At 60.8% G+C, this 24,278-nt stretch carries 23 protein-coding genes and 4 tRNA genes; 15 read left to right on the top strand and 12 right to left on the bottom strand.

Annotation, left to right across the window (positions count from 1 at the left end):
- Positions 1–138: 138 nt before the first annotated feature.
- A tRNA-Ala gene (locus FEU76_RS14100) sits at positions 139–214 on the bottom strand.
- A gap of 173 nt (positions 215–387) precedes the next feature.
- On the opposite strand from FEU76_RS14100, the gene uvrY reads away from it, so the two are divergent.
- From uvrY to nadB, 7 genes are all read left to right on the top strand, one after another.
- Complete coding sequence (uvrY, locus tag FEU76_RS14095; RefSeq protein WP_039182542.1) at positions 388–1,038, top strand: UvrY/SirA/GacA family response regulator transcription factor; 651 nt, start codon at positions 388–390, stop codon at positions 1,036–1,038.
- 46 nt (positions 1,039–1,084) lie between these two features.
- Positions 1,085–2,899, top strand: coding sequence for an excinuclease ABC subunit UvrC (uvrC, locus tag FEU76_RS14090; protein ID WP_144983825.1), 1,815 nt, complete (start codon positions 1,085–1,087; stop codon positions 2,897–2,899).
- Positions 2,900–2,999: 100 nt separating this feature from the next.
- Positions 3,000–3,548 carry a CDP-diacylglycerol--glycerol-3-phosphate 3-phosphatidyltransferase gene (gene pgsA / locus FEU76_RS14085; RefSeq protein ID WP_039182535.1) on the top strand — a complete coding sequence of 183 codons (549 nt, stop codon included), beginning with the start codon at positions 3,000–3,002 and terminating at the stop codon, positions 3,546–3,548.
- Between the two features lie 86 nt (positions 3,549–3,634).
- Positions 3,635–3,709: transfer RNA gene (locus FEU76_RS14080), tRNA-Gly, on the top strand.
- A gap of 26 nt (positions 3,710–3,735) precedes the next feature.
- A tRNA-Cys gene (locus tag FEU76_RS14075) sits at positions 3,736–3,809 on the top strand.
- Between the two features lie 31 nt (positions 3,810–3,840).
- A tRNA-Leu gene (locus tag FEU76_RS14070) sits at positions 3,841–3,927 on the top strand.
- Between the two features lie 187 nt (positions 3,928–4,114).
- On the top strand, positions 4,115–5,710 hold the full coding sequence (gene nadB, locus FEU76_RS14065; RefSeq protein ID WP_144983822.1) for an L-aspartate oxidase: 1,596 nt from the start codon (positions 4,115–4,117) through the stop codon (positions 5,708–5,710).
- On the opposite strand, the gene FEU76_RS14060 is transcribed toward nadB, so the two are convergent.
- Both FEU76_RS14060 and FEU76_RS14055 read right to left on the bottom strand, forming a co-directional pair.
- Positions 5,707–6,105 (bottom strand): hypothetical protein, encoded by a 399-nt coding sequence (locus FEU76_RS14060; RefSeq protein ID WP_260851407.1) that lies wholly within the window; start codon positions 6,103–6,105, stop codon positions 5,707–5,709. The two genes, nadB and FEU76_RS14060, sit on opposite strands and share 4 nt — an antisense overlap.
- The gene (locus tag FEU76_RS14055; protein ID WP_039182528.1) at positions 6,065–6,358 is read right to left on the bottom strand and encodes an FAD assembly factor SdhE; all 294 of its coding nucleotides are present in this window, start codon (positions 6,356–6,358) and stop codon (positions 6,065–6,067) included. The genes FEU76_RS14060 and FEU76_RS14055 overlap by 41 nt, the downstream gene beginning before the upstream one ends.
- A 165-nt stretch (positions 6,359–6,523) precedes the next feature.
- On the opposite strand from FEU76_RS14055, the gene FEU76_RS14050 reads away from it, so the two are divergent.
- From FEU76_RS14050 to lapB, 3 genes are all read left to right on the top strand, one after another.
- Entirely contained in the window at positions 6,524–6,877 is a 354-nt protein-coding gene (locus FEU76_RS14050) for an integration host factor subunit beta (RefSeq protein ID WP_254893852.1), read from the top strand.
- 99 nt (positions 6,878–6,976) lie between these two features.
- The gene (locus tag FEU76_RS14045) at positions 6,977–7,282 is read left to right on the top strand and encodes a lipopolysaccharide assembly protein LapA domain-containing protein (RefSeq protein ID WP_039182525.1); all 306 of its coding nucleotides are present in this window, start codon (positions 6,977–6,979) and stop codon (positions 7,280–7,282) included.
- A complete protein-coding gene (lapB, locus tag FEU76_RS14040; RefSeq protein WP_144983818.1) occupies positions 7,283–8,482 on the top strand; it encodes a lipopolysaccharide assembly protein LapB in 1,200 nt (399 codons plus the stop codon).
- A 16-nt stretch (positions 8,483–8,498) separates the two neighbouring features.
- On the opposite strand, the gene pyrF is transcribed toward lapB, so the two are convergent.
- On the bottom strand, positions 8,499–9,200 hold the full coding sequence (gene pyrF / locus FEU76_RS14035) for an orotidine-5'-phosphate decarboxylase (protein ID WP_144983815.1): 702 nt from the start codon (positions 9,198–9,200) through the stop codon (positions 8,499–8,501).
- Positions 9,201–9,501: 301 nt separating this feature from the next.
- Here pyrF and FEU76_RS14030 point away from each other — a divergent pair, with 301 nt between their 5' ends.
- Positions 9,502–9,786: a ComEA family DNA-binding protein gene (locus FEU76_RS14030; protein WP_144983812.1), complete on the top strand. Its 285-nt coding sequence runs from the start codon at positions 9,502–9,504 to the stop codon at positions 9,784–9,786.
- 119 nt (positions 9,787–9,905) lie between these two features.
- Here the strand turns inward: FEU76_RS14030 and prpF are convergent, their stop codons facing one another.
- The 5 genes from prpF to FEU76_RS14005 all read right to left on the bottom strand — a co-directional run bounded on the left by prpF (position 9,906) and on the right by FEU76_RS14005 (position 16,690).
- Positions 9,906–11,084 carry a 2-methylaconitate cis-trans isomerase PrpF gene (prpF, locus tag FEU76_RS14025; protein WP_144983809.1) on the bottom strand — a complete coding sequence of 393 codons (1,179 nt, stop codon included), beginning with the start codon at positions 11,082–11,084 and terminating at the stop codon, positions 9,906–9,908.
- 92 nt (positions 11,085–11,176) lie between these two features.
- A complete protein-coding gene (gene acnD / locus FEU76_RS14020; protein ID WP_144983807.1) occupies positions 11,177–13,819 on the bottom strand; it encodes a Fe/S-dependent 2-methylisocitrate dehydratase AcnD in 2,643 nt (880 codons plus the stop codon).
- A gap of 32 nt (positions 13,820–13,851) precedes the next feature.
- Positions 13,852–14,979, bottom strand: a complete 1,128-nt coding sequence (prpC, locus tag FEU76_RS14015) for a bifunctional 2-methylcitrate synthase/citrate synthase (protein WP_096922684.1) — start codon at positions 14,977–14,979, stop codon at positions 13,852–13,854.
- A gap of 57 nt (positions 14,980–15,036) precedes the next feature.
- Positions 15,037–15,939 (bottom strand): methylisocitrate lyase, encoded by a 903-nt coding sequence (gene prpB / locus FEU76_RS14010; protein ID WP_144983804.1) that lies wholly within the window; start codon positions 15,937–15,939, stop codon positions 15,037–15,039.
- A 4-nt stretch (positions 15,940–15,943) separates the two neighbouring features.
- On the bottom strand, positions 15,944–16,690 hold the full coding sequence (locus FEU76_RS14005; protein WP_144983801.1) for a GntR family transcriptional regulator: 747 nt from the start codon (positions 16,688–16,690) through the stop codon (positions 15,944–15,946).
- A 252-nt stretch (positions 16,691–16,942) separates the two neighbouring features.
- Between FEU76_RS14005 and pabB the strand changes: the two genes are divergently transcribed.
- Together pabB and FEU76_RS13995 are read left to right on the top strand one after the other, a co-directional pair.
- On the top strand, positions 16,943–18,301 hold the full coding sequence (pabB, locus tag FEU76_RS14000) for an aminodeoxychorismate synthase component I (RefSeq protein ID WP_144983798.1): 1,359 nt from the start codon (positions 16,943–16,945) through the stop codon (positions 18,299–18,301).
- Positions 18,302–18,434: 133 nt separating this feature from the next.
- Positions 18,435–19,055, top strand: a complete 621-nt coding sequence (locus tag FEU76_RS13995; protein WP_039182500.1) for a phosphoadenosine phosphosulfate reductase domain-containing protein — start codon at positions 18,435–18,437, stop codon at positions 19,053–19,055.
- A gap of 128 nt (positions 19,056–19,183) precedes the next feature.
- On the opposite strand, the gene cysB is transcribed toward FEU76_RS13995, so the two are convergent.
- Positions 19,184–20,158 (bottom strand): HTH-type transcriptional regulator CysB, encoded by a 975-nt coding sequence (cysB, locus tag FEU76_RS13990; RefSeq protein WP_096922681.1) that lies wholly within the window; start codon positions 20,156–20,158, stop codon positions 19,184–19,186.
- Between the two features lie 336 nt (positions 20,159–20,494).
- On the opposite strand from cysB, the gene trxA reads away from it, so the two are divergent.
- The gene (gene trxA / locus FEU76_RS13985; RefSeq protein ID WP_016914369.1) at positions 20,495–20,818 is read left to right on the top strand and encodes a thioredoxin; all 324 of its coding nucleotides are present in this window, start codon (positions 20,495–20,497) and stop codon (positions 20,816–20,818) included.
- Positions 20,819–20,877: 59 nt separating this feature from the next.
- On the opposite strand, the gene FEU76_RS13980 is transcribed toward trxA, so the two are convergent.
- Positions 20,878–21,990 carry an AI-2E family transporter gene (locus FEU76_RS13980; RefSeq protein ID WP_039180972.1) on the bottom strand — a complete coding sequence of 371 codons (1,113 nt, stop codon included), beginning with the start codon at positions 21,988–21,990 and terminating at the stop codon, positions 20,878–20,880.
- Positions 21,991–22,185: 195 nt separating this feature from the next.
- Here FEU76_RS13980 and FEU76_RS13975 point away from each other — a divergent pair, with 195 nt between their 5' ends.
- Positions 22,186–23,034, top strand: coding sequence for an SIMPL domain-containing protein (locus FEU76_RS13975; RefSeq protein WP_081195683.1), 849 nt, complete (start codon positions 22,186–22,188; stop codon positions 23,032–23,034).
- Here FEU76_RS13975 and serS read toward each other — a convergent pair.
- Positions 22,976–24,253 carry a serine--tRNA ligase gene (gene serS, locus FEU76_RS13970; RefSeq protein WP_144983795.1) on the bottom strand — a complete coding sequence of 426 codons (1,278 nt, stop codon included), beginning with the start codon at positions 24,251–24,253 and terminating at the stop codon, positions 22,976–22,978. The genes FEU76_RS13975 and serS overlap by 59 nt on opposite strands.
- Positions 24,254–24,278: the final 25 nt, after the last annotated feature.

Raw genomic sequence — 24,278 nt, 5'->3', positions numbered from 1 at the left:
CAGCGGCGCCCGCTCACTCATGAACGGGCGCCGATTGCAGCGCAGCAATAGAAGGAGTTCAAATGAGAGGCTACATGACAAGCAAAATGACAGGCAAAACAAAAAGCGCCGCGTAAGATACGCGGCGCTTCGAAATCTTGGTGGAGCCTAGCGGGATCGAACCGCTGACCTCAACACTGCCAGTGTTGCGCTCTCCCAGCTGAGCTAAGGCCCCACATGCTGCCATTGCGGCAGCGGTGCGAATATTACTCCAGGGTTTGCGCGAGGTCAAGAATTAAAGTGAACAAGCATTAACTAATTCTCCTTTGCCAAGAGCTGTGGCACTCTATGTCAACGCAGCGTGCGTATCGCCCCAGTCCACGATGATTACCTGCAGGAGCCAGCCCCTTGATCAACGTTTTAATTGCCGATGATCACCACCTGGTGAGAACCAGCATCGCCCACCTCCTGAACGAAGAGAGCGATATCAAGATCGTGGGTGAAGTGGATGATGGTGAGAACGCAGTCACACAGAGCCGACAACTGAAGCCTGACATCGTACTGATGGACATTCGCATGCCAGGCATTGGCGGTCTGGAAGCGACCCGCCGCATCTACCGCACGCTTTCGGACGTCAAAGTCATCATCCTCACGGCACATCTGGAAGACAGCGTCTTGCGGCGCATGCTCGAAGCAGGGGCGTCAGGCTTTCTCAGCAAGGGTGCCGATGCAACGGAAATGACCGATGCCATTCGCCAGGTCTTTCACGGGCGCCGCTATGTCAGCCAGGAAATCGCCCAGCGGCTGGCACTCTCCCATTTCGACGATGAAGACAACCCTTTCAGCCACCTCTCGCATCGTGAATTGCAAATCGCCCTGATGATCGTCAATTGCCAGCGCGTACAGGATATTTCGGACCGATTGCACCTAAGTCCCAAAACCGTCAACACCTACCGCTACCGCCTGTTTGACAAGCTCCAGGTAGCCACTGACGTAGAGCTGACCCACTTGGCGTTACGCCATGGACTGGTCGAGGGCTTTGACGCCATCCTGGGATAGACCTACCATCGCTGCTTCAGCCGACAAGAAGCGCCGTTGATACGCCATGTCCTTTGATGCCAAGCAGTTCCTCAGCTCCGTCAGCGCCTCTCCTGGCGTCTATAAAATGCTGGATGAGCAGCAGAATGCGCTCTACGTCGGCAAGGCCAAGCGCCTCAAGTCGCGTCTGGCCAGCTACTTTCGCGGCCAGCTCAATGCCAAGACCCAGGCCATGGTCTCGCGCATTGCCGACATCCAGATCACGGTCACGCGCAGCGAGACCGAAGCGCTGCTGCTGGAACAGACCCTGATCAAGGAGCTACGTCCGCCCTACAACATTCTACTGCGCGACGACAAATCCTACCCTTTCGTATTCGTGACCGACCGCCACCCATACCCTGCCCTCGAGTACAAGCGAGCCCGACAGCGGCGCGGTGACGGCAAGTATCTTGGCCCCTACCCCAGCAGCGGCGCAGTCAGAGAAAGCCTGACCCTGATGCAGAAAATCTTTCGTATCCGCAACTGCGAGGATAGCGTCTTCGCCCATCGCTCTCGCCCGTGCCTGCAATACCAGATCGAGCGCTGCAGCGCCCCTTGCGTGGACTACATTTCACAGCCAGAGTACCAGCGGGATGTCGACCATGCCGTCATGTGCCTGGAAGGCAAGAGCGAACATGTGACGCAACTGCTTACCGAAGAGATGGAGGCAGCGAGCCGGACGCTCAACTTTGAAGAAGCCGCCCGCCTGCGTGACCAGATCCAGCAGTTGCGCCAGATGCAGCAACGCCAGTTCGTCGACAACGAGAGCGGCGATGCGGATATTTTCGCGCTGGCTCAACGCCCTGGCGCGCTGGGCATCTCCATCCTCAGCGTACGCGATGGGCGCCTGCTGGGTGCACGACATCACATGCCCAAGAACGACCTGGATCTTTCCCCCGAGGCACTGCTCACCGAAGTGGTCAGCCAATACTATTTTGGTCAACCCCACAGCGTGCCCAGTGAAGTGATCACCAATCTCCCGCTTGAAGACGGCACACTGATTGCCGACGCGCTTGCCCAGCAGGCGGGCAAAAAAGTCCGCGTGACCCATCAGGTGCGCGGGCACCGCGCCCAGTGGCAGCATTTGGCCATGACCAATGCCGAACAGCAGCTCGCCTCGCAGCTGGCCAACACCACGCAGCTCACCGAACGCTTCACGTCACTGCAGCAAGCGCTGGGGCTACCCTCACTGCCGGAGCGCCTGGAGTGCTTCGACATCAGCCACAGCCAGGGCGAAGCCACCGTGGCTTCCTGCGTGGTGTTCGACCACCAAGGGCCACGCAAGAGCGACTACCGCCACTTTCGCATCGAAGGCGTGGCCGCAGGCGACGACTACGCCGCCATGCAACAGGCGCTCACGCGACGCCTCAAGCGCGTCAAAAGTGGCGAAGCCATTGCGCCTGACGTGCTGATCGTGGATGGCGGCAAGGGCCAATTGAACATGGCACGGCAAGTGCTGACCGACCTGCAGGTGCCAGGCATCGTCCTGCTGGGCGTGGCCAAAGGCACTACCCGCAAGGCCGGGCTCGAAACCCTGTTTCTGGAAAGTAGCGACAACCCGCTGGTACTGGCACCAGCCTCTCCCGCCCTGCACCTCATTCAGCATATTCGCGATGAATCGCACCGCTTCGCCATCGCGGGGCACCGAGCAGCACGCGACAAGGCGCGACGCACCTCTACCCTGCAGGACATTCCCGGCATCGGCCCCAAGCGGCGCCGCGAATTGCTGAAGTTTTTTGGCGGCCTGCAGGGCGTGCAAAAGGCCAGCCGTGACGAACTCACTCGGGTGCCGGGCATCAGCGCCGCCCTGGCGGAGACGATTTATGTCACTCTGAACGGATAAAGCGGTGGTTAACATGGATGCAATGCGCCAAGGGGGATAGAATGACCGGGCACATTACATTCCGACTTTCATGATTCTCCGGCAAGGATCGCGCCCTGCGATGAATATACCCAACATACTGACACTGGCACGAATCGCGTTCATCCCACTTCTGGTAGTGCTCTTTTACCTGCCCTTTGGCTGGAGCATGCCAATGGCGGCCGGGCTGTTTGCCCTGGCATCGGTGACGGACTGGCTGGACGGCTATCTTGCCCGCCGCTGGAACCAATCGACACCGTTTGGCGCATTTCTGGACCCGGTGGCCGACAAGCTGATGGTCGCAGTGGCACTGGCGCTGCTCATCGAGCGCTTCGACACGCTGGTATTGACGCTCCCCGCTCTGGTCATCATCGGTCGAGAAATCGTCATTTCCGCCCTTCGGGAGTGGATGGCCGAAATGGGCAAACGCGGCATGGTGGCCGTGTCGTGGATCGGCAAGCTCAAGACCACGCTGCAGATGGTCGCCATTCTCGTCTTGCTCGCCTTCCCGCCCGGACACGACGTTGCGCTGCTGGGCGTGGTCATACTGTATGCAGCAGCGACCCTGACCCTGTGGTCCATGATCCAGTACCTGCGCGCCGCCTGGCCGCACCTCAGTCGTTCGATGTAGGCTGGGTAAGCTCGCTTTTTTAAGCACTTAACGAATTGATTGATTGACAATCGCTGGGCGATGCGTATAATTCGCCCTCGAGTCAAGCGGGAATAGCTCAGTGGTAGAGCATCGCCTTGCCAAGGCGAGGGTCGGGAGTTCGAATCTCCTTTCCCGCTCCAATTTGGTTCAATCCAATGACTTGTCAGGCTGGATGGCAGAGTGGTTATGCAGCGGACTGCAACTCCGTGTACGCCGGTTCGATTCCGACTCCAGCCTCCATTTCCCAGTGTATCGATCTCTTCGACACACTGCCCGGATGGCGAAATTGGTAGACGCAAGAGACTTAAAATCTCTCGGAGGTAACTCCGTGCCGGTTCAAGTCCGGCTCCGGGCACCAATATGAAAGACGACGACGCTGCGAGATCATCTGATCGACGCGGCTTTTTTTGTGTCTGGCCACCGCCTACCATCTCTTCCTGTTGTCGATGCATCGCCCGACATCCTCAGTCGCGCTATGATGCCGAGCGAACGATGGCGACGCTAGCCACCCACTTGTACTTGTAAGTCATGGAGGAGCGGGCCCAATGAGCACGTCAACATCCGACATCGTCATTATTGGTGGGGGCGTCGCCGGCTTGACGCTGGCACTGGAAGTGGCCGACCAACGCTCGGTGCTGCTGGTGCGCCCCGCCCAGGACGACAAAGGGGCCAGCCGCTGGGCCCAGGGCGGGATTGCTGCCGTCCTGTCACCCGACGACCAGCTCGAAGACCATGTCCAGGACACGCTCATTGCCGGTGACGGCCTGTGCGATGAAGCGGCCGTACGCTTTACGGTCGACCACGGCCCCCAGGCCATTCAGTGGCTCATCGACAATGGCGTGCCGTTTACCCCAGACCCGGACCCCGGCGCCCGTTACCCCTTTCACCTCACCCGAGAGGGCGGCCATAACGCAAGACGCATCATCCATGCCGACGATGCCACGGGTCGCGCCGTGGTCGATACGCTGCTGGATAAAGTCGCTGCCCACCCCAACATCACCCAGCGCAGCGACCTGACCATTCTGCACCTGCTCCAGAACGCCTCTGGCCACTGCCTGGGCGCACTGGGCATCGACAGCGGCGGCAATCTTCACCACCTGCTGGCTACGCATACCGTACTGGCAACGGGCGGCGCCAGCGGCCTGTATCGCCATACGACGACCCCCGCCCCCAGCAGCGGAGAAGGCATGATGATGGCCGCCGAGCTGGGCGCCACCCTGTGCAACCTGGAGTTTCAGCAGTTTCACCCTACCTGCCTGTTCGACCCCAACGGCCCTGCGTTTCTGATCAGCGAAGCCGTGCGAGGAGAAGGTGGCCACCTGCTGAACGAGGCGGGAGAACGCTTCATGCTGGCGCTGGATGCGCGTGCCGAACTGGCCCCCCGTGACATCGTGGCCCGCGCCATCGATGCCAACATTCAGCGGGGCACGCTGGGGCATGTCTGGCTCGACGTGCGCCACCTGGGCGACACCAACCTACGCCACCACTTCCCGACTATTCTGGCCCACTGCGCCTCACGGGGCATCGACATCACCCGGGAACCCATTCCCGTCGTACCCGCCGCCCACTACAGCTGCGGCGGCATTGCCACCAACAGCGCAGGCGCAACCGACGTGCCCAACCTTTACGCCATCGGCGAGACCGCCTATACCGGCTTGCATGGCGCCAATCGCATGGCCAGCAACTCCCTGCTGGAGTGCCTGGTCTACGCCCGCAGCTGCGCCCTGCATCTGCTCAGCCAGCCGCAGACGGCGCCTTGCCAACTATCTGAAGCGCTGGCTGACAGGCCCATTGATGCATACATCAAGGTGGATCGGAACGCCCTCGACGAGCTGCGCCACGCCATGCGCAGCGTGATGAGCCAGCATGTTTCCATCGTGCGCAGCGAGCAGGGCTTGAACAGCGCCCATGCGGCGCTGGAGAACATGGCGCAGAACCTGAAAGCGCTGGATCCTGAGCGGCAGCACCCCGACAGCCTTCAGCTTGGCCAGGCACTGGCCCTGGCACAGCTGACCACCCTGGCAGCCCTGCGACGCCATGAGTCACGCGGCCTGCATTACTCCACCGATTGGCCCTCGGCCCAGCCAGACAGCCAACCTTCCCGACTGACGCTGGACGACCTGCCCAACGCCAGGCGCTAACGACCAGGACGGTGCAGGCAGCGGCGCAGCTGGCGCTGCTCTGAGGCAGGCAGGCTGTCAGGCCATATCCAGATACGCTGGCTGCCGACACGCAGCCCCGCCAACCAGGGCCCCAAATAGTCACAGCGCACAGGCTGCTCAGGGCCCAGTTCACCAGTAGGCAACAACCAGCTTGCCGCCCAGTGTTGCCCTGTATGCACGAGCTGCAATGTTCCTGCCGGCTGACGGCAGCGGCTGACCCACCACACCGCCAACCCCACTACCAAGGCCGCCCCGATCCAAGCAGCGCTGACGAGGAGCATCAGCAACGTCATGCAGCCCATCAACAATGCTGCATGAACGCCGCTGGCCACGTTAGAGCGTACGATAGGCAGCGTTATCGGTGGTTTCTGCATGTTCGACGATCATTTGGACCATTTGACGCAACTCCGGGTCTTCCGGCCACTCGCGGTGCATCAGCCAGACGAACAGATCCTGGTCTTCCTCTTCAATCAACCTTTGATAGGTCAGTTGCTGCTCATGACTGAGCGACTCGAAGCGTGCTTCCAGAAACGGAATCAACAGCAAGTCCAACTCCCACATGCCACGACGGGAGTGCCAATAGAGCCGCTTGCGCAGCACAGCTGCTGGGGATGTATCGTCGTTCAACGCCACTTCTCCACGTAAAGGGAATGAAAAGGCAGTATACCGGAGCGACAGGGTCGCGCCAGCGCCCGGCTTCGCCTATGCTGTTACTCAGCCTTGAGCTCACCAAGCTAGTACCTTGTTTTATCTGAATTGTTTTATGCCGTTTGGCGAAGTATGCTGATTTCGATGGTATCGAGGTCGCATGCGCAAGAACGGCCTTTAACGTTTGCAGGGAGCCAACCGATGACCAAGTCTGAACTAATCGAACAAATCGCGATGCGTCAACCGGAGCTATCCGCCAAGGAAGTCGAAACGGCAGTGCGTATCATCCTGGATGATATGACCGATGCCTTGTCCAGCGGCGGGCGAGTAGAAATACGGGGCTTTGGCAGCTTTTCACTTCACTACCGCGAGCCACGCACCGGCAGAAACCCCAAGACGGGCGACCCGGTAGAACTGGACGGCAAATATGTCCCCCACTTCAAGCCCGGTAAAGAGCTGCGGGAACAGGTAGACGCCAGCCGAGCGCTGGGCTATTGAGCCTGAGCAAACGCCCCCTTCGACGTTCTTCGGGATGACGTCACGCTTAGACTCAGACACAATAGCACTACCGCGAACGCCACTAACCAGGAAACACACATGCGTTGGATCAAAGGGCTGATTCTGGCCATCATTCTACTGATAGTGCTGCTGGTCGGCATTCTTTTTGCCGTCAACAACCAGCAGACCATTGCCTTGAACCTGATCTGGACAGAGCTGCCTGCCGTCTCGCTGTCGGTCTGGCTGCTGGCAACGCTGACGCTGGGCGTGGTGGTCGGCATGATCGCCATGCTGGGCGTGTACGTACGCCTGAGAGCCAAGCTGGTGCGTAGCGAACGCCACAACAAGCAGCAGCGCAAGGAGCTCGACCGCCTCCGCACCCAGGAGTTCAAGGAACTGGCATAAATGCAAGATGCCGTGCTGCTGGGCGTGCTGTTGACCGCCATTGTGCTGGGCTTTGCGCTTGGGGTCAGACATGCGACCAGGCGCCAGCGGCAGGCCCCTTTGTCACGCCCACCCGATCTATCTCGAGAGTACTTCGTCGGGTTGAACTATCTGCTCAACGAGCAGCCCGACGAAGCCATCAACACCTTCATTCATGCCCTCGACATCAATAGCGAGACGGCAGAAACACATATTGCCCTGGGCAAGCTGTTTCGCGCTCGCGGTGAAGCCGACAAGGCCGTCAGTATTCATCAAAACCTGCTGGCCCGCCCCGCCCTGTCGGCAGAGACCAACGAACACGTTCAACTGGAGCTGGCGCGAGACTTCATCGCTCTGGGCGTGCATGATCGCGCCCAGCGGCTGCTGCGCAGCGTGCTCGATCACTCGAGCAGCGAGCCTTTGTGCCTGGAAGCGCGCCGACTGCTGATCGACCTGCTGGAAAGGGAAAACGACTGGCATGAAGCGCTGGAGACCGCCCAGCCCCTGATGAAGCTGCAACCTGCCATGCGCCGACCCGCCGCCCACTGGCTGTGCGAACTGGCAGAACAGGAGATCGCCCAGGCAAGCCGCCCGCTGGCCCGCAAACATCTGAAAAAAGCGCTGCAGTTCGATGAGCGCTGCGTCAGAGCTACCCTGCTGTTGGCCGAGCTCGATATGGAAAACGGCCATCATGACAAGGCCATCGAGCGGCTCGACCATATACCTCAACAGGATATCGCCCACGTCCCCACCATGCTGCCGGTCCTGCAACGGGCCTATACCCGCAACGATGACCTGGACGGCCTGGAAAACCACCTGTATCGGCTGTTGGGGCAAGCCCCCTACACCAGCGTCATGATTACCCTGGGGGCCCTGATCCACCAACGAGAAGGAGTCGACAACGCCATCGAACGGATCGGCACGTGGTTACGAGAAGCGCCGAGCCTGGGTGGCCTCGACTATCTGGTGGATCTTTATCTCGAAAGCGAGAAACTGTCCGGCAAAGCTTCTCCCGACACACGCTTGCTGCTGCTCAAGCACCACACTGACCAGCTGCTGTCCGACCGACATCGTCACCGCTGCCGCCGCTGCGGTTTCAACAGCGACAGCCTGAGCTGGCAGTGCCCCAGCTGCAGACGCTGGGGCACCATCAAACCCGTCACGGGCGTTCAGGGCGAATAGCCGCTCGCATCCAGCCTCAGACGCTCGCCAGCTCGCTTTCGATAGCGACCAATGCCGCCATCGGGTCTTCTGCCTGAGTGACCGGCCTGCCGATGACCAGATGAGTGCTACCGGCCTGCATGGCTTCTGCAGGCGTCATGATCCGCTGCTGGTCATTGGCTGCGGCGAAATGGGGACGAATTCCCGGCGTCACCTTGAGGAAGGCATCGCCATACCGAGCCTTCAGAGGTGCCGCCTCGTGGGCAGAACACACCACTCCCGCCAAACCACTGGCATGTGTCAACGCCGCGAGACGATCCACCTGGGCATCGATCCCGCCGCTCACGCCGGCGCTGGCCAAATCCTCTTCCTGCATGCTGGTCAACACGGTGACGGCTATCAAGTGCGTCTTCAAACGATGCTCCGCCAGCCGCTGGGCCGCGGCCTCCATCATCTTGCGCCCACCAGAGGCATGCACATTGACCATCCACACGCCCTGCTCTGCCGCCGCCTGCACCGCACTGGCGGTGGTGTTGGGAATGTCGTGAAACTTGAGGTCCAGGAATACCTCGAAGCCCCGACCATGCAATGCCTCCAGTACTGCTGGGCCGCTGCGCGTGAACAGCTCCTTGCCGACCTTCACACGGCAACGCACCGGATCGAGCTGGTCAGCCATGCACAGGGCCGCGTCAAGCGAAGGGTAATCAAGGGCAATGATGATAGGTGAGTCGGTGGACACGCGCTTACTCCGTGCTCGTTAGATCAACAATGGAAAGGTTCATGTCTGTCACGAACCCGTTCAATGGGCGACGGTCTGCCGCTTGCCTAGTGTAACAGCCCTCGTCACGCGGCTGTGTAAGCGATTACCGACATCCCTCATGGCAAACGGATTACAAAAACTGTCGGCAATGGCTTACAGCGCGAGGCGCGCCAAAAGATTAAGTTGACTAAGGACGCAAGCAATTCGGTCATGCTGGCGATCAAGGAGGCTTGGCTCTTGGCGAGCCGAGCGACGAACCAACACCGATGAGGTACTTCACATGCAGAAAACGTTCAAGGGATTTCTAGCCGCACTCGTGATGTCACTGTGCCTGGGCTTGTCCAGCGCCGCGCTGGCCCAGGCAATCGCCCCCATCAATGTCAATAGTGCCGACGCCGAGCTGCTGGCGGAACTGCCGGGCATTGGCCCCAGCCGGGCGGCCGCCATCATCGAGGAGCGCGAAACCAACGGCGCTTTCGAGAGCGCTGACGACCTGACACGGGTCAGCGGCATTGGTCCGGCCACCGTTGACCGGATGCGCGACCAGATCGTGGTAGAGGATTAATCACATCACACGCGACACCATGACCACCCCGCCCGTCACGGCAAGCCTTACGCCCATACCGTGACGGGCACCACTCAGCAAGTGGCCACCAGGGTGGTCAAAGCAGTGCCTGCCGTCGATTACAGCACATCACCAGGCACACGCACTCGCCCTTCCATCAATACCCGAGCACTGCGGCTCATGACCGCCTGATCGATTTGCCAGCGTCCCTCCACCAGGCTGGCCTTGGCGCCTACCCTGAGCGTGCCGGAGGGGTGGCCAAAAGTGACCGACTCCCGTTCGCTGCCGCCTGCCGCCAGGTTCACCAGTGTCCCCTGAATGGCCGCTGCCGCGGCAATGGCCACGGCCGCAGTGCCCATCATGGCGTGATGCAACTTGCCCATGGAGAGCGCCCTGACCAACAGATCGATCGACTCGGCCTCGACCCGCTTCCCACTGGAAGACGTATAGCCAGCCGGTGGCGCCACGAACGCCACCTTGGGCGTGTGCTGACGACTGGCGGCCTCGTCCACATGGGTAATCAACCCCATCTTGACGGCCCCATGGGCGCGTATTCTTTCGAACCTGGCCAGTGCATCCGAGTCGCCGTTGATCGCCTCTTGCAGCTCACAGCCGCTGTAGCCCAGGGCTTGCGCATCGATGAACACGGTAGGAATACCCGCATTGATCAGCGTCGCCTTGAGCACTCCGATGCCGGGCACCTCCAGCTCATCCACCGGCTGCCCGGTGGGGAAGATCGCCCCCTCACCGTCGGCAGGATCCAGAAACGCCACAGGAATCTCGGCAGCAGGAAAAGTGACGCCGTCCAGCTCGAAATCCCCGGTTTCCTGAACGGCGCCGTGGCTGATCGGCACCTGGGCAACGATGGTTTTCTGTATGTTGACCTGCCAGATGCGCACTTCCACGACGCCGTTTTCAGGCACCCGCGCGGGGTCGACCAGCCCATTGGCCACGGCATAGGGCCCCACCGCCGCAGACAAGTTGCCGCAGTTGCCGCTCCAGTCCACGAAAGGCTTGTCGATGGACACCTGTCCAAACAGGTAATCCACATCATGCTCCGGGGAAGTACTTTTCGAGAGAATCACCGCCTTGCTGGTGCTGGACGTGGCACCGCCCATCCCATCGATCTGTTTTTCATAGGGGTCGGGGCTACCCATCACCCGCAACAGCAGCCTGTCTCGCGCCTCGCCCGGCTGCTGCGCAGCGGGAGGCAGGTCACTGAGGGTGAAAAACACCCCTTTGCTGGTGCCACCTCGCATGTAGGTGGCGGGAATACTCATCTGCGCTGCGTGCGCCATGGTCACTCTCCTGACAACGGCCTGACACGCGTCAGGCCGTCGATGTTCACTCGTTGGGCTTTCCCTTCCGGTGCTACGCTGGGACAACGCGGCTAGACAGCGGCGCTGGATTCCAGAAAATCCTGCGCAAAGCGCTGAAGCACACCACCGGCGGAGTAGATGGTGACCTCCTCGGCGGTGTCCAGACGGCACACCACCGGCACACGCTCCACAGCCCCCTGCTGGCGATGGATCACCAGCGTCAGTTGGGCTCTGGGTGCAGGCGTTCCTTCCACGTCGTAGATTTCGGTGCCATCCAGCGCCAGCGTTTTCCGAGTCGTGCCCTCCTCGAATTGCAGCGGCATCACGCCCATCCCCACCAGATTGGTGCGGTGGATACGTTCGAAGCCCTCTGCCACGATCGCTTCGACCCCGGCCAGAGCCACGCCCTTGGCCGCCCAGTCCCGAGACGACCCCTGGCCATAGTCGGCACCCGCGATGATGATCAGCGGCTGTTTGCGCGCCATATAGGTTTCGATGGCTTCCCACATGCGGGTCACGGTGCCTTCCGGCTCGATACGCGCCAGCGAGCCTTGCATGACCTTGCCCTGTTCGTCGTGCACCATCTCATTGAAGAGTTTGGGATTGGCCAGAGTGGCCCGCTGGGCGGTCAGGTGGTCGCCGCGATGGGTGGCGTAGGAGTTGAAGTCCTCCTCCGGCAAACCCATGGCATGCAGATACTCGCCAGCGGCGCTGTCCATGAGGATGGCATTGGACGGCGACAGGTGGTCCGTGGTGATGTTGTCCGGCAGGATGGCCAGCGGGCGCATGCCTTTCAGCCCCCGCTCCCGGGCCATGTTGCCCTCCCAATAGGGAGGCCGCCGGATATAGGTGCTCTGCGGGCGCCACTCGTAGAGGGGGCTCACCTGAGGTCCGGCACGCTTGTCCAGGTCGAACATGGGAATGTAGGTTTCACGGAACTGCTCCGGCTTCACCGACGCCTTGACGATGGCATCGATTTCGCTGTCTTCCGGCCAGATGTCCTTGAGGGTGACCGGATGGCCCTGGGCGTCGTGACCCAGCACGTCCTGCTCGATATCGAAACGGATGGTGCCCGCAATGGCATAGGCCACCACCAGTGGCGGCGAGGCCAGAAACGCCTGTTTGGCGTAAGGGTGGATACGCCCATCGAAGTTGCGGTTACCCGACAGCACCGCCGTGGCATAGAGATCGCGACGAATGATCTCCTCCTGGATACTCGGCTCCAATGCGCCGGACATGCCGTTGCAGGTGGTGCAGGCGTATGCCACCACGCCGAAGCCCAGCGCTTCCAGCTCGCCCATCAGCTCGGCTTCTTCCAGGTACATCTTGACCGTCTTCGACCCCGGAGCCAGCGAGGTCTTGACCCACGGCTTGCGGGTCAGGCCAAGGCGGTTGGCGTTTCGGGCAATCAGGCCTGCCGCCACCATGTTGCGTGGATTGGACGTATTGGTGCAGCTGGTGATGGCCGCAATGATCACCGCCCCATCGGGCATCTTGCCTGCGGCCTCCTCTTCCCGAGCCTTGTCCAGCCCGACGGCAATGCCGCGCTTGGCAAGCTCCGTGGTAGGCAGGTGGGCATGGGGGTTGGAAGGCCCCGCCAGGGTACGCGTCACGCTGGACAGGTCAAAGCGCAGGATGCGCTCGTAGACAACCTGCGTCAGGTCATCGGCCCAGAGCCCGGTATGCTGGGCGTAGGCCTTCACCAGGGCTACCTGCTCATCGTCGCGGCCGGTCAGCTTGAGGTAGTCGATGGTCTGGTCGTCGATATAGAACATCGCCGCCGTGGCACCGTACTCCGGGGTCATGTTGGAGATGGTCGCCCGATCTCCCACCGACAGCGCGTCGGCACCTTCCCCGAAGAACTCCAGATAGGCACCGACCACGCGCTCGCGGCGCAGGAACTCGGTAATCGCCAGCACCATGTCGGTGCCAGTGATACCGGGCTGCAGCTTACCCGTCAGCTCGACACCCACGATATCGGGCAAGCGCATCATGGAGGCGCGCCCCAGCATCACGCTCTCGGCTTCCAGCCCCCCGACCCCCACGGAGATCACGCCCAGCGCGTCCACCATGGGCGTGTGGCTGTCGGTGCCCACGCAGGTGTCCGGGTAGGCCACCTGCACGCCCTGCTCATCAGGGCGGCACTGCACCACCGGAGACATCTTTTCCAGGTTGATCTGGTGCATGATGCCGTTGCCGGGAGGAATCACGTCGACGTTCTCGAACGCCAGCTTGGTCCAGTTGATGAAGTGAAAGCGGTCGTCGTTACGCCGATCTTCCACCTGACGATTCTTCTCGAAGGCGTCCTTCTCGAAACCGGCGTGCTCCACGGCCAGCGAGTGGTCGACGATCAGCTGCGTCGGCACCACCGGGTTCACCTTGGCAGGGTCACCGCCCTTCTCCGCAATGGCGTCGCGCAGCCCGGCAAGGTCGACCAGCGCGGTCTGGCCCAGGATGTCATGGCACACTACCCGGGCCGGGTACCAGGGAAAGTCCAGCTCCTGCTTGCGCTCGATCAGTTGCTTGAGGGCGTCGGTCAGCAGCGCCGGATCACAGCGCCGAACCAGCTGCTCGGCCAGCACCCGAGACGTATAGGGCAACTGGGCATAGGCACCGGGCTGGATCTCCTCGACGGCCTGGCGCGTATCGAAAAAGTCCACTGGTGCGCCCGCCACCGACACATTCGGCAGCGGCTTGCGATAATTCGTGTTCATGATGCCTCTCACTTGGTCACAGAGCCAAACGCCTAGTCACGGGCTTCAATGGGCACCCATTCGCTCTTCTCCGGGCCGATGTAGTCGGCGCTGGGGCGAATAATGCGGTTATTGGCACGCTGCTCGAACACGTGGGCGGCCCAGCCGGTCAGCCGCGACATGACGAAGATGGGCGTGAACAGCTTGGTCGGAATATCCATGAAGTGGTATGCGCTGGCGTGGAAGAAATCGGCATTGCAGAACAGCTTCTTCTCCCGCCACATGACCTCTTCGCAACGTACCGATACCGGGTAGAGCACGGTGTCGCCGACGTCGTCCGCCAGCTTCTTCGACCACTCCTTGATGATCGCATTGCGCGGGTCGGACTCACGATAGATGGCATGACCAAAGCCCATGATCTTCTCTTTGCGCTCCAGCATGCCGAGCATCTCCTGCTCGGCTTCTTCGGGCGAGCGCCAGTGCTCGATCATCGCCATGGCCGCCTCGTTGGCGCCACCGTGCAGCGGGCCGCGCAGGGAGCCAATCGCCCCCGTGACACAGGAGTGCATATCCGACAGCGTCGAGGCACACACCCGCGCGGTGAACGTGGAGGCATTGAATTCGTGCTCGGCATAGAGAATCAGCGAGACGTTCATGACCCGAGCATGCAGCTCGGAAGCGGGCTCACCACGCAGCATGTGCAGGAAGTGACCGCCCACCGAGTCATCATCGGTCTGGGTGTCGATGCGCACGCCGTCGTGGCTGAAGCGGTACCAGTAGCAGATGATCGACGGCAGCACTGCCAGCAGCCGATCCGCCACGTCCTGCTGCTGATCGAAGCTCTCTTCGGTTTCCAGATTGCCCAGCATGGAGGCACCGGTACGCATCACATCCATGGGATGGGCGTCCTTGGGAATCTGCTCGAGCACCGTCTTCAGGGCCTCGGGCAGCCCACGCAGACCTTTCAGCTTGGTAATGTAATGATCGAGCTCCGCCTGATTGGGCAGCTTGCCCTTGAGCAGCAGGTACGCTACTTCTTCGAACTTGGCCTTCTCAGCCAGCTCCTTGATGTCGAAGCCGCGATAGGTCAAGCCGGAACCGGTTTTACCCACGGTACACAGCGCCGTCGAGCCCGCACTCTGCCCACGTAATCCTGCACCTGCTAGCGGTTTATCAGCCATGGTAGTCTCCTGACGTACTCAGTATTGTCACTGTTATTAGGTGTATTGCCTGCGCACTCAAGCGTCTTTTTGTTCAGCGAACAGCGCATCGAGCTTCTGTTCGAAATCGTGGTAATTCAAGAAGTCGTACAGCTCATCGCGTGTCTGCATGGTGTCGACCACCTCGCGCTGATGGCCATGCTCCAGAATGCTCTGGTAAACCTTCAGGGCCGCCGCGTTCATGGCGCGGAAAGCCGACAGTGGATAGAGCACCATTCGACAGCCAACGTCCCCCAGCTCCTGCTGGCTGAACAGCGGCGTGGCGCCAAACTCGGTGATATTGGCCAGAATCGGCGCATTGACGCGCTGGCAGAAGGCGCGATAGTCGTCGAGGGTATGCACGGCCTCGGCGAAGATGGCGTCGGCTCCCGCTTCCACACAGGCGTTGGCGCGCTCGATGGCGGCATCGAGCCCCTCTTTCTGGAAGGCATCGGTGCGTGCAATGAGATAGAAATCCGAATCCAGCTTCGCATCGGCCGCAGCCTTGATGCGGTCCACCATCTCCTGCTGGGAAACGATCGCCTTGTTGGGGCGATGACCACAGCGCTTCTGAGCGACCTGATCTTCAAGATGCACTGCGGCGACTCCGGCGCGCTGCATCTCTTTCACGGTGCGCGCAATGTTGAACGCGCCGCCCCAGCCGGTATCGATATCCACCAGCAGCGGAAGCTCCGTGGCAGCACAGATGCGATGTGCATCCTCGACCACATCGTTCATGGTCGTCATGCCCAGATCCGGCAGGCCGAAGGAGGCATTGGCCACGCCGCCGCCGGAGAGGTAAATGGCCTGGTGCCCCACGCGTTCAGCCATCATGGCCGTATAGGCATTGATGGTGCCCAGGATGGGCAGCGGGCGCTGGGCTTCCAGCGCGGCACGAAAGCGCCCACCGGGGCTCAGGCGAGAAGTGGATGAAGCGGTCATGACATCAGCTCCTGTCTTCGGTTGTTGTTTGTTGTTCAAGAATGGCGGCGTAGCGGTCTGCCACGTTCGCCCGTGACGCGCTGACATGGCGACGCATCAACAGCTCGGCCAGCTCGGCATCGCCGGCCTCGATGGCATCGACAATCCGGTGGTGCTCCACGAACGCCCGCTGAGGGCGGGTACCACTGGCGCTGAACTGCGTGCGATAGAGGCGCACCAGGTAGTAGAGGTCGTCACACAGCAGGTTCATCAACATTTTGTTGTGGCTGCCCTGAACGATGCGATAATGGAAATCGAGATCGCCTTCGCGCTGGTAATAGGCTTCCCCACGCTTGAGGTCGCTCTGGCTTTCGTGCAGCGCCAGAACGTCTCGCAGCCCCTGGATTTCCTGGGCAGACATGTGCTCGGCCGCCAGCCGCGCCGCCATGCTTTCCAGCGCCTCGCGCACGTCGAAAAGCTCCAGCAGCTCTTTCATGGAGAGCTTGACGACCCGGGCGCCCACATGGGGCACGCGCTCGATCAACCGGTGCGCTTCGAGACGCCGCATGGCCTCGCGCAGCGGCCCCCGAGAGATACCGTAGGTCTTCGAGAGCCCAGGCTCGGTGATTTTGCTGCCGGGTGCCAGTTCCCCACGGACAATGGCGCTTTGCAACTGGTGAAACACACGCTCGGCCAGTGTGCGTACTTCTGGCGAGACGACGTCGCTGGCGTCGCCGTCCGGCAGTGGTGAAGTGGAAGCAAGTAAGGTCATGGCTAATTGTCGACAATTAAGGAATGATGAAACTTTAGCCCTCCCCTTTTCTGACGTCAACCTCGGAAAATAAGCGTTTTTATTCACCTTTCGTTGCACGCCTGACGAGACCTCCTGCACAAATGTCTACAATCTCTTGTGCGGCATCCTCTCACCGCCTGCTTACGTGAGAACGCCGTCGATAAACGCGGCTGGTGTCCTTGGCGCGAGCACCCTAAAATGTGCCGCCCTTTCCGGATTGGCGTTTGCTTCATGACAACGGCGTTGACGATATCCGCTCTGCCCTATTTCTCTGACCCGCTGGCCACCTTTGCCCGATTACGGCAACGGCCAGGGGCGGTGCTGCTGGACAGTGGCCGACCCGTGGCCACCAGCGGCCGTTACGACATTCTCAGCAGCGACCCGCTGGCCACGCTGGAAATCTTCGCAAACCGCCAAGCACAGCTCAGCTCCACCACGTTGACGCTGCCAGCTCATCTCGACGATGACAGCACGGCGCAACAGCAGTGGCTGCTGGAACAGCTTCCCGCGCCCGCTCTCGACAGCGACCTGCCCTTTCTGGGCGGCTTGATCGGCTACTGGAGCTACGACCTGGGCCGCCAAGGCTGTTCGGTGCCCAGCCAGCACCCGCCCGCCACCCAACTGCCGCTGGCCCGCCTGGGCCTGTATGACTGGTGCATCACCTTTGACCACGTCACCCGACAAGCCTGGCTGGTAGCCAGCGATGCGCGCCGTCGAGAGGTGCTGGCCTGGCTGGAAGCAGCCCCGCCAGCAGGCGAGCCTTTCACGCTGACGCAGCCGTTCAAGGCCCAGCTCAACCAGGCCGAATATACCGAGCGCTTCGAGGCCGTACAGCGCTATATCCGCGCTGGTGACTGCTACCAGATCAATCTTGCACAGCGCTTCTCTGCCCGCTACGAAGGGGATGAGTGGCAAGCCTATCTGCAGCTGCGACACGCCACACCGACGCCTTTCTCGGGGTATATGGCCTGGCAGGGCCAGGCGGTGCTGTCGCTGTCGCCCGAGCGCTTCATTCAGTGCCGTGATGGCCGTGTCGAAACTCGCCCCATCAAGGGCACCAGACCCCGCGGCGATACGCCCGCAAAAGACCAGGCGCTAGCCGAGGAGCTGCTCGACAGCTCCAAGGATCGAGCCGAGAACGTGATGATCGTCGACCTGCTGCGTAACGATCTCGGGCGGGTATGCACCCCCGGTTCGATACGTGTGCCGCAGCTTTGCCAACTGGAAAGCTACCCCAACGTGCACCATCTGGTCAGCGTCGTTCAGGGGGAGTTGGCGCCCGCACACTCACCGCTTTCGCTGCTCACGGCGGCCTTCCCCGGCGGCTCGATCACCGGCGCACCCAAAATACGCGCCATGCAGATCATCGATGAGCTGGAACCCTGCCAGCGTAGCGTCTATTGCGGAAGCCTGGGCTATATCGACACCCGCGGCAGCATGGACACCTCGATTGCCATTCGCACCATGCTGGCCGATCATGGCAGCCTGCATGTATGGGGCGGCGGCGGACTGGTCGCCGACTCTCAGGCAGACGAGGAGTACACGGAAACCCTCGACAAGATCCGTCACCTGATCGGTGCACTGGAATAGATCAGCGCTTTGGAATAACAAAGAAGCATTGTTACATCAGAAAGGAATATAAAACCCAAACCAAACGGTATTGGGGCACCGCACAGGGCTTTGGTAGCCTAAGGGCATCGCACGCTTTTCAACAGGAAACAGCATGTCCTCAGCTCTCGAAGCCATTCATCAAGAGTACGCCAACGACCCGCAAGGGTTGATCGAGTGGGCGTTTCGTCAGGGCGAGCGCCCTATTTGCACCACCAATTTCCGCCCGTTCGAAGCCGTGATTCTGCACATGGTGACGCAGGTTCGCCCTGATATCCCTATTGTCTGGATGGACAGCGGTTACAACACCGAGGCTACCTACCGGTTTGCCGATGACGTGATTCGACGGCTCGACCTCAACCTGGTGAGCTTTTTACCCCAGCGCACCCGCGCGCACCGGGAGGCCCTGGACGGCCCCATGCCGGGCATCGACGACCCGCGCCATGCGGCGTTCACTCAGGAAGTGAAGATCGAGCCGTTCGAGCGCGCCCTGGCCACCATGCGGCCCGACATCTGGTTCACCGCCCTGCGCGCCGAAGACACGCCGGAGCGAGCCAAGATGCAGTCCGTTAGTCGCAACAGCGACGGCCTGCTGAAAGTGGCGCCGCTACTGAAGTGGACCGCCAAGGACATGTACGAATACCTGCAGGCCCATGACCTGCCCAACAACTTCGACTACTTCGACCCCACCAAGGTGGAAGAGAAACGCGAATGTGGGCTGCACCTGCAGCATTGATATTGATATAGTCACCTGACGAACTCACCGTCCTGTTCACCACACCATGGGGGCGGTGAACAGGGCGGTGAGTTAGTCGGTGAACAGAACGGTGAGTTGGTTTATCAACCCTGAATCGCTGGCCGCGCTCAATATTCGGGGAGTTCGACACCTTCGAACAGCGCGTGCTCATGGCGGGGCCCTGCCGTGAGCGCTTCATCCACTCGGTCGCGGGTCAGGTGGGGGGCAAAGCGCGCCAGGAAGTCATACATGTACCCGCGCATGAACGTGCCACGACGAATGCCGATCTTGGTGGTGGAGCTGGCAAACAAGTGGCTGGCGTCCAGCGCCACCAGGTCGTCATCCTGCGTAGGGTCCACCGCCATATGGGCCACGATGCCCACTCCCATGCCCAGGCGCACATAGGTCTTGATGACGTCGGCATCGGCAGCCGTCAGCACGACGTTGGGGGTCAACCCCTTGGCCTTGAAGGCATCGTCCAGCTGCGAGCGCCCGGTGAAGCCAAAGACGTAGGTCACCAAGGGATACTCGGCCAGAGCATCAAGGGTGAGCGGCCCCTCCAGCGAAGCGAGCGGGTGCTCCTTGGGTACCAGTATGCAGCGATTCCAGCGGTAGCAGGGCAGCAACACCAGGTCGGTAAACAGCTCCAGTGACTCGGTGGCAATGGCAAAGTCCGCCTGCCCTTCACTCACCATCTGGGCAATTTGCTTGGGCGTACCCTGCTGCATGTGCAGCGCCACGTCTGGGTACTTGAGCGTGAATTCGCTGATGATGGGTGGCAAGGCATAGCGGGCCTGGGTATGCGTAGTAGCGATGGCCAGGCTGCCACGGCGCTCGTCGCTGTGCTCCTGGGCTACCTGCTTGATGTTTTCGGCAAGCTTGAGCACTTGCCCGGCCAGTTCGATGATCGACTGGCCAGCGGGGGTGACACGCGTGAGATGCTTGCCACTGCGAGCAAAGATCTCCACGCCCAATTCGTCTTCCAGCAGGCGAATCTGCTTGGAAATACCTGGCTGAGAGGTAAACAGACTCTGGGCAGTTGCTGACACATTCAGGTTATGTCGATTGACTTCCCAGATATAGCGAAGTTGCTGTAGCTTCATATCCTCACCTAATGTTCGATGCCGGGAAACGTTCCAAAACGCCCCGCGCTGCTGCCACTGCGTACCTGCCCGATGCTCGGAGCATGACGCTCAACGAGCATAATTGTGAATAAAAAAACGATCTATAATTCCCATATAGTATAAAAAATCATCACTATCAGCATCCATTAATTTTTTCTATTTCAGCGCAAAACGCATCTGGAATTTGCCAGCATCCGCCGTGACCGCTAACATCTGGCAACTTGGCGCGGTGAAAGAGCGCTGGTAAATCGCGTATAGACCGTTGCTCCATTTGAGGCAACGTAACTGCAAGAGCAACGCAAACGGGAGAAGCAAATGGCTAACAATGTTGATGTCACCAACGCCAATTTTGAGCAAGAAGTCCTCAACGCCGAACAGCCTGTCCTGCTCAAATTCTGGGCCCCCTGGTGCGGCCCATGTAAAGTCATGGCACCTGTGGTCGATGAAGTCGCTGCCGAGCGCGGCGACAATCTGAAAGTCGTCAGCGTCAACGTAGACGATGCACCGGAAATTGCCGCTGAGCAGGGTGTACGTGGCGTGCCCACGGTCATGCTGTTCAAGTCGGGCACCAAGGTCGCTTCGCTGGTCGGCGCGCAGTCCAAGTCGCAACTGACTCAGTTCATCGACCAGAACGCCTGAGCACTTCCAATCACCGCTGGCCTCGCCAGCGGTGATTGCCCCTCCCGCCCTTGCCTGCCCTACTGCTCCTGCTTGTCCCGCTTCAGCGGTGGCCGCCGCGCATCGCCCGGCTGAAGAGTCGAACGGCGCTGCTTGCCAGGCCCTAACAGGTGCGCCATCCAGCGCGTTTGTGGATGACTGTCCAAGGCAATCTTGAGCGTCATGGTCAGCACTACCGACAGCAACATACCCGCCGCGCCGAAAATCCAGCCCCATACCACCAGGGAAAGAAACGCCACGAAGGTGGATAGCCCCAGCGCCTGCCCCATGACCCGCGGCTCGACCAGATTGCCCAGAATGAAGTTGATGACCAAATAGGCCGACGCCAGCATGAATGCCTGCAGCACACCGCCATCCTGAGACACCAGCAGCAGCAAGACAGGAGGAATGGCCGCCAGAGCAGAGCCAATGTTGGGAATGAAGTTGAGGGCAAAGGCCAGCACCCCCCAGAGCAGCGGGAAATCGACCCCTACCATCAGGCAGGAAAGCCACACCAGAACACCGGTGGCCAGGCTGATGACCGTCTTCACGGCCAGATAGCGCTTCAGGGTCAAGCTGAACTCGCTGAAACGTTTCAGGCTAGGCGCAGGGTTTTCCAACGCGCGCGAGACCTTGTCACGAAAGTGCAGCGTCTCGAACAGCATGAAGATCACCAACAGCGCCACGATGGTGCCCTGCATGAACAGCGAGCCCAGCTCTCCCAGCAGCAGGGCAACCCATGAGCCATCGTCTTCCATGGCAAACGCCGAACTCAGCTGTTCCGGGTTGATCGCCAAGCCATGGGACGCCAGCGTATTGAGCAAATTCCAGTAATGCTCGTACAAGCGCGCCTCGATGTCCGGCAGCGCTTCCACGAAAGTGCCGAAGCTGTTGACCACCAGCAGGCCAATCAGGGAAATGAAGGCCAGTAGCACCAGCAGCGTCAGCATGGCTGCCGTACGCCGGCTCAGCCCCCAGCCATGCAGCCACTGCACTGGCGACGTGCACACCACCGCAATGAACACCGCCAATAGCAAAGGTACCAGCAGATCGGCACCTACTTTCATTCCGGCAACGATGACCACCAGCGCGGCCAGCGCCAGGGTAGCGTTAAGTGGAATACTGCGATAATCCTCATCTGACAACTTCGACATAGCCTGATCCTTAGCATGTTATCCGTACATAATGGCTGCTGGCGTGACAATGCACAAACCGTGCATCTATTGAGAAAGACGTCATCACGACTCATTAGCCTGTGAACTTTCCGTGTATCTCTGCTTCAAAGCTGCGGGTAATGACCCACATTCGCTCTCACAACACATTGGCTCTCTCAGCAAGGAAGTGACTCCATGAACACCCAGCTCAACTCCGTCAATCGGCTGCGCCACCCTGTCAAACGCCTTCGTCATGGCGTGTTGGGAGGCGCCTTGCTCGCACTGTTGGTCGCCCCCATCACCCAGGCGGCCCCCCCTCCCCCTGGCGTCTTCGTGCAAGCGCAGTCGTGGGTCGAAGTCGAGCCCGACAAGGCGACGCTCAGCGCACGCCTGTGGGAAAACACCTCTGCCGTGTCTGCCCTGGAAGATACCCGAAGCGATGAGCTGAGCGACGCCCGGCAGCGCCTGGAGCAGCGCGCCAGTGAGCTGATTGCGGCCATCGAGGAAGCGGGCATCGAGCAGCGCGCCATCACGGCGGGCTCGCTCAACGTCTACCCCGAGTACGTGGCAGGCCCGCGTAGTGACGACGGCGAGCAGGAGAACCTGATGCGTACGCGTCTCGAACGCCCGTTCAGCGTCGAACTGGCTGACGTAGAACAGTTGGGGGATGTGCTGGACGCGCTGATCGGCGCGGGGGTCAATGCCCTGGATGGCGTGCAGTTTGACCTGCACGACCGCGACGCCGCCACCGATGAGGCATTGACCAAGGCACTGGAGAAGGCCCGTCACAAGGCCGATCTGATGGCCACCACCCTGGGTGTGGAGCTGGGCCATGTCCAGCGTATCGAAGAGACCCAGGCGCCCATCTTCCAGCCACGCATGATGGCCATGCGGGCCGAGAGTGACGCCGTGGGTAGCGGCTCAGCCAGCGACTATCGCCCCGGCACCATTCGCATCGATGCTGGCGTGAACGTCGAGTGGGCCATTACAGGGCAAGACGCTCCTGACCGCCCAGATAGCGCTGAAGAGGCGCCGGCACGCTAATCGAGCCATCGGCCTGCTGGTGGTTCTCCAATACCGCCAGCAGGCACCGCCCTACCGCCAATCCAGAGCCGTTCAACGTATGCAGCAACAGCGGCTTTTTCGAATCCGGGTGGCGGTAGCGGGCCTGCATGCGACGCGCCTGGAAGTCTTCGCAGTTGGAGACCGACGAAATTTCCCGGTAGGTGTTCTGGCTGGGCAGCCACACTTCCAGGTCGTAGGTTTTCGCTGCCCCAAAGCCCATATCCCCTGTGCAGAGCGTCACGACCCGGTAAGGCAGTTCCAGAGCCTGCAGGATCGCCTCGGCATGCTCGCGCATCTCCTCCAGCGCCGCGTAGCTCTTGTCGGGCTCGACGATTTGCACCATTTCGACCTTGTCGAACTGGTGCTGACGAATCATGCCCCGGGTATCGCGCCCATGAGAACCAGCCTCGCTGCGAAAACAGGGCGTGTGCGCGGTCAGCTTCATGGGTAGCGCCGACAGCTCGACGATCTCGTCGCGCACAAAGTTGGTCAGCGGCACCTCGGAGGTGGGAATCAGGTGGTACTCTCGCTCATCGACGAGCTTGAACAGGTCTTCGCCAAATTTCGGCAGCTGCCCCGTTCCCATCAGCGAATCGCGATTCACCATGTAGGGCACATAGCACTCTTCGTAACCATGCTGCTGGGTTTGCGTATCCAGCATGAACTGTGCCAGTGCACGATGCAGACGCGCAATCGGCCCACGCATGACGGCAAACCGCGCTCCGGTCAGCTTGGCTGCCAGTTCGAAATCCAGATAGCCCGAACGCTTGCCCAGGTCCACGTGGTCCAGCACCTCGAAGTCGAACTCACGGGGCGTGCCCCAGCGGTGCAACTCGACGTTGTCGTCTTCGTTCTTGCCTTCCGGCACGCTGTCATGGGGCAGGTTCGGAATACCGCTGATGGCATCGTCCCACTCCTCCTGGACCTCAGCCAACTCTTTCTTGGCCTTGTCCAGGCGGTCGCCCAGGTCACTTACTTCATCCAGCAGCGGCTGAATGTCTTCGCCGTTGGCCTTGGCCTTGCCAATCGCCTTGGAACGCATGTTGCGCTCGTTTTGCAGCTGCTCGGTCTGAGTCTGCAACTCACGACGGCGCGACTCCAGCGCCTGCAGTGCCGCTGTATCGAGTTCGAAGCCCCGCCGGGCCAGTTGTTGCGCCGTCGTCTCCAGATCACCGCGCAGCAGTTTCGGATCGAGCATGAGGTATCCCTTGGCCAGAATTCAA

It is taken from the genome of Halomonas sp. C22 (genome assembly GCF_007655045.1).
GTDB classification, from domain to species: Bacteria; Pseudomonadota; Gammaproteobacteria; order Pseudomonadales; family Halomonadaceae; genus Vreelandella; species Vreelandella hamiltonii.
The sequence above is the reverse complement of the archived record's forward strand: the minus strand, read 5'-3'. Positions and strand labels throughout refer to the sequence as shown.